This is a genomic window from Sulfurovum sp., from assembly GCF_041562805.1.
In the GTDB taxonomy this organism is placed as follows: Bacteria; Campylobacterota; Campylobacteria; order Campylobacterales; family Sulfurovaceae; genus Sulfurovum.
The window spans coordinates 1-6,742 of sequence record NZ_JBFFOH010000138.1; the positions used below are offsets into that span (position 1 = coordinate 1).

Here is a 6,742-nt window from a genome sequence, read left to right on the forward strand (position 1 = left end):
AATCCCTTCCTCTCAGCCATACAACCCATAAAATCCACCGCCCACAAATAAAAATGTTAAACAAACAGTAAAATAACTACACGTTTATTTTTAACATACTCTATATTATAATAGTCTCTATAGATAGTGGTAAATATCTTATATCACGATCATAATGGTATGAAAGAGATCTATGAAAAGTATCAATACATATTATACAAACCAAGAAGAGCTCACCTTCTTTATAGAGGATCAAAGGATCCAAAACTCTTCCTCTCTTTTAATACAGGTTTTTTCTGCCATTAATGATAAAGCCTTTATATCTACGCTTCTCTCAGAATTAACCCTCCTCTTGCCCGATTCTGTAATTATAGGAAGTACAACTGATGGTGAGATCATGGATGGGAAAGTCTCATCCGGGAAGACTGTCTTGAGTTTTACCCAATTTGAACATACTTCACTTCAATCTACATCTATAACACATACAGAGAACGAATATCGAAGTGGTCAATATTTGGCACAAAAGTTAATTAATGATGATACCAAGCTCCTTATAGCATTTGCAGATGGGGTACATACCAATGGGGAAGAGTTTCTCAATGGTATTACTTCAGTAAATGATAAGGTGATTGTTGCAGGAGGTCATGCCGGAGATAATAGTCACTTTGTAGAAACTTTAGTTTTCACAAAAGAAGATATCGTTACAAAGGGGGCTGTTGCTGTTGCATTAAGCAGCGAGCACTTACACATACATACGGATTACAGTTTTAACTGGCACCCAATAGGCAATGAACTGACTATTACTAAGGCAGTAGGCAATCGTGTCTATACGATTGATGAGAAAAGTGCCGTAGCGACATATGCCCATTACCTTGGTGAAGATATTGCCAAAGGTCTTCCGGGTATCGGTATCGAATTTCCTCTGATAGTCAATCGTGATGGCTCAAATATTTCACGTGCATGTATTGCAAAAGAAGAGGATGGTTCTCTGATTGTTGGAGGTAATTTATACACAGGGGAAAAAGTACGGATCGGGTATGGAAACAGCAAAGAGATCTTGAAAAAGTCACAGCAGATCATGGGCAGTACTTCTCAAGAACCTTCAGAAGGTATTTTTATCTACTCATGTATGACACGAAGACACCTTATGGGTGATGAGATAGAATCTGAAATCCTGCCTCTGCAGAATATTGCTCCCGTATCTGGGTTTTTCACTTATGGAGAGTTCTTCACTTCAAATAAAAAAGAACTATTCAATCAAACAATGACTTTAGTTTCATTAAGTGAGAGTGATGAGATACATAAAATACACCTAAAGCCAAGGCCAACGGAAGTAGATGTCAACAGTACTTCCATAGAAGCATTAATACATCTCATTAATGTCAGTAGTAGTGAAGCAGAAAAGCAGACACAAACACTCAAAGAAAGTCATCAGACGAACAAAGAACTTAAAGAACGTATGGAATTGGCACTTTTGGGGAGTAACGATGGTATCTGGGATTGGAATATTCTTGATAATACTGTCTACTTTTCACCCCGTTGGAAAGAGATGCTTGGATATCAGGATCATGAACTTCCTAATGTACTCTCAACCTGGGAAAGTAGACTTCATCCTGATGATAGAGAAGAGACTTGGACAGATGCCAATAAAAATATCAATGGAGAAACAGAGTATTATGAAAATGTGCATCGTTTGAAACATAAGGATGGGCATTGGGTCTGGATTCAAGATAGAGGCAAGGTGCAGTACGATGAACATGGCAAAGCTACCCGTATGATAGGTACACATACCGATATCAGTGAAGACAAAGAAAATCAGATGAAACTAGTGCATCAGGCACAGATGATCCAGCATCAAGCCCATCATGATGCATTAACTGGTCTCCCAAATCGCATACTCTTTTTTGATCGGTTAGCTCAGGGGATCATCCAAGCGAAACGACACAAAGAGGGATTGGCACTCTTTTTTATTGACCTGGATCAGTTTAAACATATCAATGATTCATTAGGTCACCAAGTAGGTGACAAGGTTTTAAAAACCGTATCAAAACGTCTTAAAGACATCATTCGGAAAGAAGATACTTTATCTCGGTTAAGTGGTGATGAATTTACTGTCATCATGAGTGAATTAACACATGCCGAAGATGCATCATTGTTGGCAGGAAAAATCCTTAACATCCTGGAAAAGCCTATCGTGATCGATACACATATGCTTTATGTAACAGGGAGCATTGGTATCAGTCTTTATCCACAAGATGCAACAGATGCCCAGTCTCTCCTTAAGTATGCAGATACTGCTATGTATAAAGCAAAAGAAGAAGGACGCAATAATTTTCAGTTCTATGCAGCAGAAATGACAACATTTGCCTTGAGTCGCATGGCTATGAAAACAAGTTTACGTCAGGCTATCGATAATGAAGAGTTTGTGATTCATTATCAATCTCAGATAAATGCTTCCACAAATGCATTAGTAGGAGTGGAAGCATTGGTACGATGGGACCACCCGACCATGGGTTTTCTAATGCCTGATGACTTTATCCCTCTGGCAGAAAAGACAGGTATGATAATAGAGATAGATCAGTGGGTAATGCGTACTGCAATGAAATCAGTTTCACAATGGTACAAAGAGGGACTTAACCCTGGTGTACTAGGGATAAATCTTTCTGTCAAGCAGTTAGAAAAAACAGATTTTATACAAAAAGTTAAAACTTGTATGAAAGGAAATGGCTTTGATCCGAAATGGTTAGAATTGGAGATCACTGAAAGACAGATGATGAAAAAATCTGAAGAGGTCATTACTAGACTTCATCAGATACACGATCTGGGTATAAGTATTTCTATTGATGATTTTGGAACAGGATATTCATCTTTGTCACTATTGAAGCGTTTACCCATCAATAGGCTTAAAATTGATCGTTCATTTATTAAAGGTATTCCAGAGGATGAAGAAGATGTCGGGATCGTTAAAGCTATTATTGCACTTGCCAAAAGTCTTAAACTAAGCCTTATTGCTGAGGGGGTGGAAACTTCAGAACAGATAGACTTCTTAATTGACAATGGCTGTCTTGGTATTCAAGGTCACTATTACAACCATCCATTGCCGGAAGAAGAGATGAAAAACATGCTCTTGAAAAATAAAGATAGATAAAGCTTTACCTTTCACCAAAAAAAGGCAATTTATAGTATACTCATATTACTATTTTACATATCGAGGCTTTCTATGAAAAAACTATCTTTATTTCTTTCTATTTTTATACTTCTTTTTTTAAGTGCCTGTCAGGGACCTGGTCTTTCAGGGGAAACTGTTAAAAAAGAGTACTACACTGGCGGTAAGATACGATCAGAATTTATTATGAGTGATAAGACTGGCCAAAATGGTCTTCGTAAAGAGTATGGATACGATGGGCAGGTACGCTCCACAGTAAATATACGGAATGGTGTACCTCATGGTATAGAAAAAGGATATGATGACAAAGGTCGTGTCATTTCAAAGGTAAATTATATCAATGGTAAAAAAGATGGTATGCTTGAAGCATACTATCCAAATGGTGATGTAATGGTGTCCTATACCTACAAGAATGGTATAAAAGAAGGACCTGCACAAACATACAACAAAGATGGGTCTGTCCATAGAAGGGTAATATATAGTAACGATAAAATCGTTAACTAATCTTTCGAAATGAGTCTTTTGCCACAATATACACATATCGTTAACCCCAAACTTAAACACATTTATCTTACTTTTGACAACGAGGGAAACCTCGTCATCAAATCTCCTAAAGTATCTCAACGTAAAATAGAACAACTTTTACTTAAAAAGTCCTCTTGGATAAATACTTCCAGAGAAAAGATACAACAAAAAAAAGGGAAACCTTTAGACTTTTCCAATACCTTGGAGTTATATTATCTAGGTAAAGCCTACCCTCTCCATTTAGTACAACACAGTAAAAAACGAATACACTTTGATTTTGATGGGGAAAAATTTACACTCTTCTACCATACCTATGATGAAAGACTTTTTCAAATACACTTCGACAGATTCTATAAAAATGAAGCACAGGGACATATACCTTCTCGTGTAGAATTCTGGGCGGAGAAAATGAGTCTTACCCCTACAAACCTTCGCTTTCGGAAAACAAAGCGGCAGTGGGGAAGCTGTAGCGGGAAAAATGTGTTGAGCTTTAATACGATGATGATGAAACTCCCACACGATGTGATACAATACATCATTATTCACGAACTGGCACATATCAAACATAAACATCATCAAAAAGATTTTTGGCAACTGGTTGAACAGTATGAACCTGACTACAGAACACAGGTCAAAGAACTAAAAAAATATACGACGTAAGGAGTCTATTATCGATTCATTTTATCTTCTGGCTTTTATGATTATCATCCTTTTGGGGTCAGTATTTGTTTATATCTACTATCTTAAAGAGAAAAAAGAACAATTGGATGCCATCAAACGGGGATTTTGTCCTAAATGTCATCAAAAAAGTATTGAACTCACGGATCAAAGATCGGGGGGCTGTTCTGGTCCCAAACTACTCTCTTTCGAATGTCTGGAGTGTGGCTATACCAATAGTTTTGCTGTAGATAACAGTGATAGTTGCGGCACAGGTGGCTGCCGCTAACCTTATAGCAGTTGACACCTAAGCTTTTTCATGTTATAACACCTTACAAAAACTGATAACAAAGGCATTTTATGAATTTTAGTACCTCATCTTTAGACTTCTCTATACTCCCTTACCAGGAAGGTGTTAACCCTCCTGTGACCAAACCAAACCCGGAATTCTTAACAGATATAGGGGAAGAAGGGATGCGTGCTCTGCTCGACAGATTTTATATGGGTCTATTTGAAAGCCCTATAAAAGAGATATTTCCAAAAGACAGAGAAGTGATGAAACAGGCAGGACAAACCTCTGCGGACTTTTTCATACAGATCTGTGGAGGAACACCTTACTTCAACCAAAACCATGGTGCACCACAGATGAGAAAAAGACATGCGCCTTTTGCTATCACACCACATGCGAGACTACATTGGCTTGTAACATTTGAAGAAGCACTTCAACCCATCATAGAACAAAAATTAAGTTCAGAAGAAAATATACAAAGCTTTTGGAACTACCTCAATATATTTTCACAGTGGATGATCAATACGAAAGACTAAAATACGACTAGTTGTATGAGCCTACTGCTGAAGTAGCCACAGTGGTAACGTAGTGCTCAGAGCTTTGCGCTAAGTGCGTTATATAATAAAAAACATACAAAGTTTCTGGAATTACCTAAACATCTTTTCTCAGTGGATGATCAATAAGCAAGACTAAAACCTCTTGATCCTTCTATGACAGTAGGGTTTTGAGCCTTTACGCTCATAGTAGTCCTGGTGATATGCTTCGGCACTGTAGAAGGGTGCTTTTGGCATGACCGTTGTGGCTACTTTAAACCCTTTACCTTCCAATACCTTTATTAATCTCTCAATGGTTTGACGTTCTTCCTGATTACTGACAAATATGGCAGAGAGGTATTGACTCCCTATGTCGGGTCCTTGCCCATCAGTCTGGGTAGGATCATGTATCTCAAAAAAAGTTTTTGCTAAGGTTTTGTAAGAGACTTTAGCGGGATCATACACCACTTCAACGGTTTCTATGTGTCCGGTATTTTTCTGTATAACATCATAATAACCCGGATTTTTCAGATGACCACCCATAAAACCGGAGGTCACTTCTTTTACCCCATCAATCTGTTCAAGATAATACTCTACACCCCAAAAACACCCACCGGCAAAGTAGGCTTTTTTAAAGGTAGACACTGGGGATTTCTTTTTTTGGAAATTAAGGGAAACAGAGTTCACGCAGTGGCGTACATTTTTAGAAGTAAGTCCCTCTCCTCTAAACACATGTCCCATATGTGCTCCACAGTTAGCACAAACAATTTCTGTCCGTCTGCCGTCCGCATCCGGCACTTCTTTGATAGCTCCGGGAATGGCATCATCAAAACTGGGCCATCCACAATGAGAGTCAAACTTGTCACTGGACATATAGAGTGGTGAGTCACACACTTTACATTTGTAAGTACCGTCTTCTTTTGTGTTTACATACTTACCGGAGAAAGCACGTTCCGTACCTTTATCAATAAGTACATGTTTTTCAAATGTGGTTAAATTATTTAATTTGGTGGTCCATGGCTTTAAATCTTCTGCGACAATAAATGTCAGCGCAATAGCACAAAACATCAATACTATTTTTTGCATTGTTTACCTTTAATTTTTTAAAACTATACGTAAACAGTGTGTAGTTTTGATGTACTAATCTCTTATGATCGCATATTTACCAGAACCCAAAAGGACAATGGCCAGTGCACTCAACAGATAAAACATCGGTACTTCTAACGCCCAAGCTCCATGAGCTCCAAGGCTCAAGAATGCGGCCATCTTCGTTAAATAAATCGCCACCAACATGTTCAGCGCAATCACTCCTGCCCATAATCTACTTTTCCATCCCAAGATCAAAAAGAGAGGAGCGAGTATCTCACCCACATAGATACCATATGCCAAAATTTCAGGTAACCCCTGAAATTTTACTAAGCCCTTAATATAAGTGATTCCGTTTAAAGCCTTATCGATGCCATGAAAGAGCATCATTCCGCCAATCATTAGACGTAATACTAATTTTCCTATATTCTCTGACATACGTACCCCCTTCTCTATAAAAGTATATTATTATAGCAAGTATTTTGAGAGTTCATAAGGATTTGATGA

The 6,742-nt window shown here is 38.0% G+C and carries 7 protein-coding genes; 5 read left to right on the forward strand and 2 right to left on the reverse strand.

Annotation, left to right across the window (positions count from 1 at the left end; all coding sequences use genetic code 11):
* Positions 1–172 precede the first annotated feature (172 nt).
* From ABYK33_RS12590 to ABYK33_RS12610, 5 genes are all read left to right on the forward strand, one after another.
* Positions 173–3,127 carry an EAL domain-containing protein gene (locus ABYK33_RS12590; RefSeq protein WP_373033605.1) on the forward strand — a complete coding sequence of 985 codons (2,955 nt, stop codon included), beginning with the start codon at positions 173–175 and terminating at the stop codon, positions 3,125–3,127.
* Positions 3,128–3,199: 72 nt separating this feature from the next.
* Positions 3,200–3,649 (forward strand): toxin-antitoxin system YwqK family antitoxin, encoded by a 450-nt coding sequence (locus ABYK33_RS12595; RefSeq protein WP_373033606.1) that lies wholly within the window; start codon positions 3,200–3,202, stop codon positions 3,647–3,649.
* Positions 3,650–3,658: 9 nt separating this feature from the next.
* Positions 3,659–4,330: a M48 family metallopeptidase gene (locus ABYK33_RS12600; protein WP_373033607.1), complete on the forward strand. Its 672-nt coding sequence runs from the start codon at positions 3,659–3,661 to the stop codon at positions 4,328–4,330.
* Positions 4,331–4,367: 37 nt separating this feature from the next.
* Entirely contained in the window at positions 4,368–4,616 is a 249-nt protein-coding gene (locus tag ABYK33_RS12605; RefSeq protein ID WP_373033609.1) for a hypothetical protein, read from the forward strand.
* A 71-nt stretch (positions 4,617–4,687) separates the two neighbouring features.
* Entirely contained in the window at positions 4,688–5,152 is a 465-nt protein-coding gene (locus ABYK33_RS12610) for a globin (protein WP_373033610.1), read from the forward strand.
* A gap of 153 nt (positions 5,153–5,305) precedes the next feature.
* On the opposite strand, the gene ABYK33_RS12615 is transcribed toward ABYK33_RS12610, so the two are convergent.
* Both ABYK33_RS12615 and ABYK33_RS12620 read right to left on the reverse strand, forming a co-directional pair.
* Positions 5,306–6,235: a bifunctional methionine sulfoxide reductase B/A protein gene (locus ABYK33_RS12615; RefSeq protein WP_373033612.1), complete on the reverse strand. Its 930-nt coding sequence runs from the start codon at positions 6,233–6,235 to the stop codon at positions 5,306–5,308.
* A 54-nt stretch (positions 6,236–6,289) separates the two neighbouring features.
* Positions 6,290–6,673 carry a DoxX family protein gene (locus ABYK33_RS12620; RefSeq protein WP_373033614.1) on the reverse strand — a complete coding sequence of 128 codons (384 nt, stop codon included), beginning with the start codon at positions 6,671–6,673 and terminating at the stop codon, positions 6,290–6,292.
* Positions 6,674–6,742: the final 69 nt, after the last annotated feature.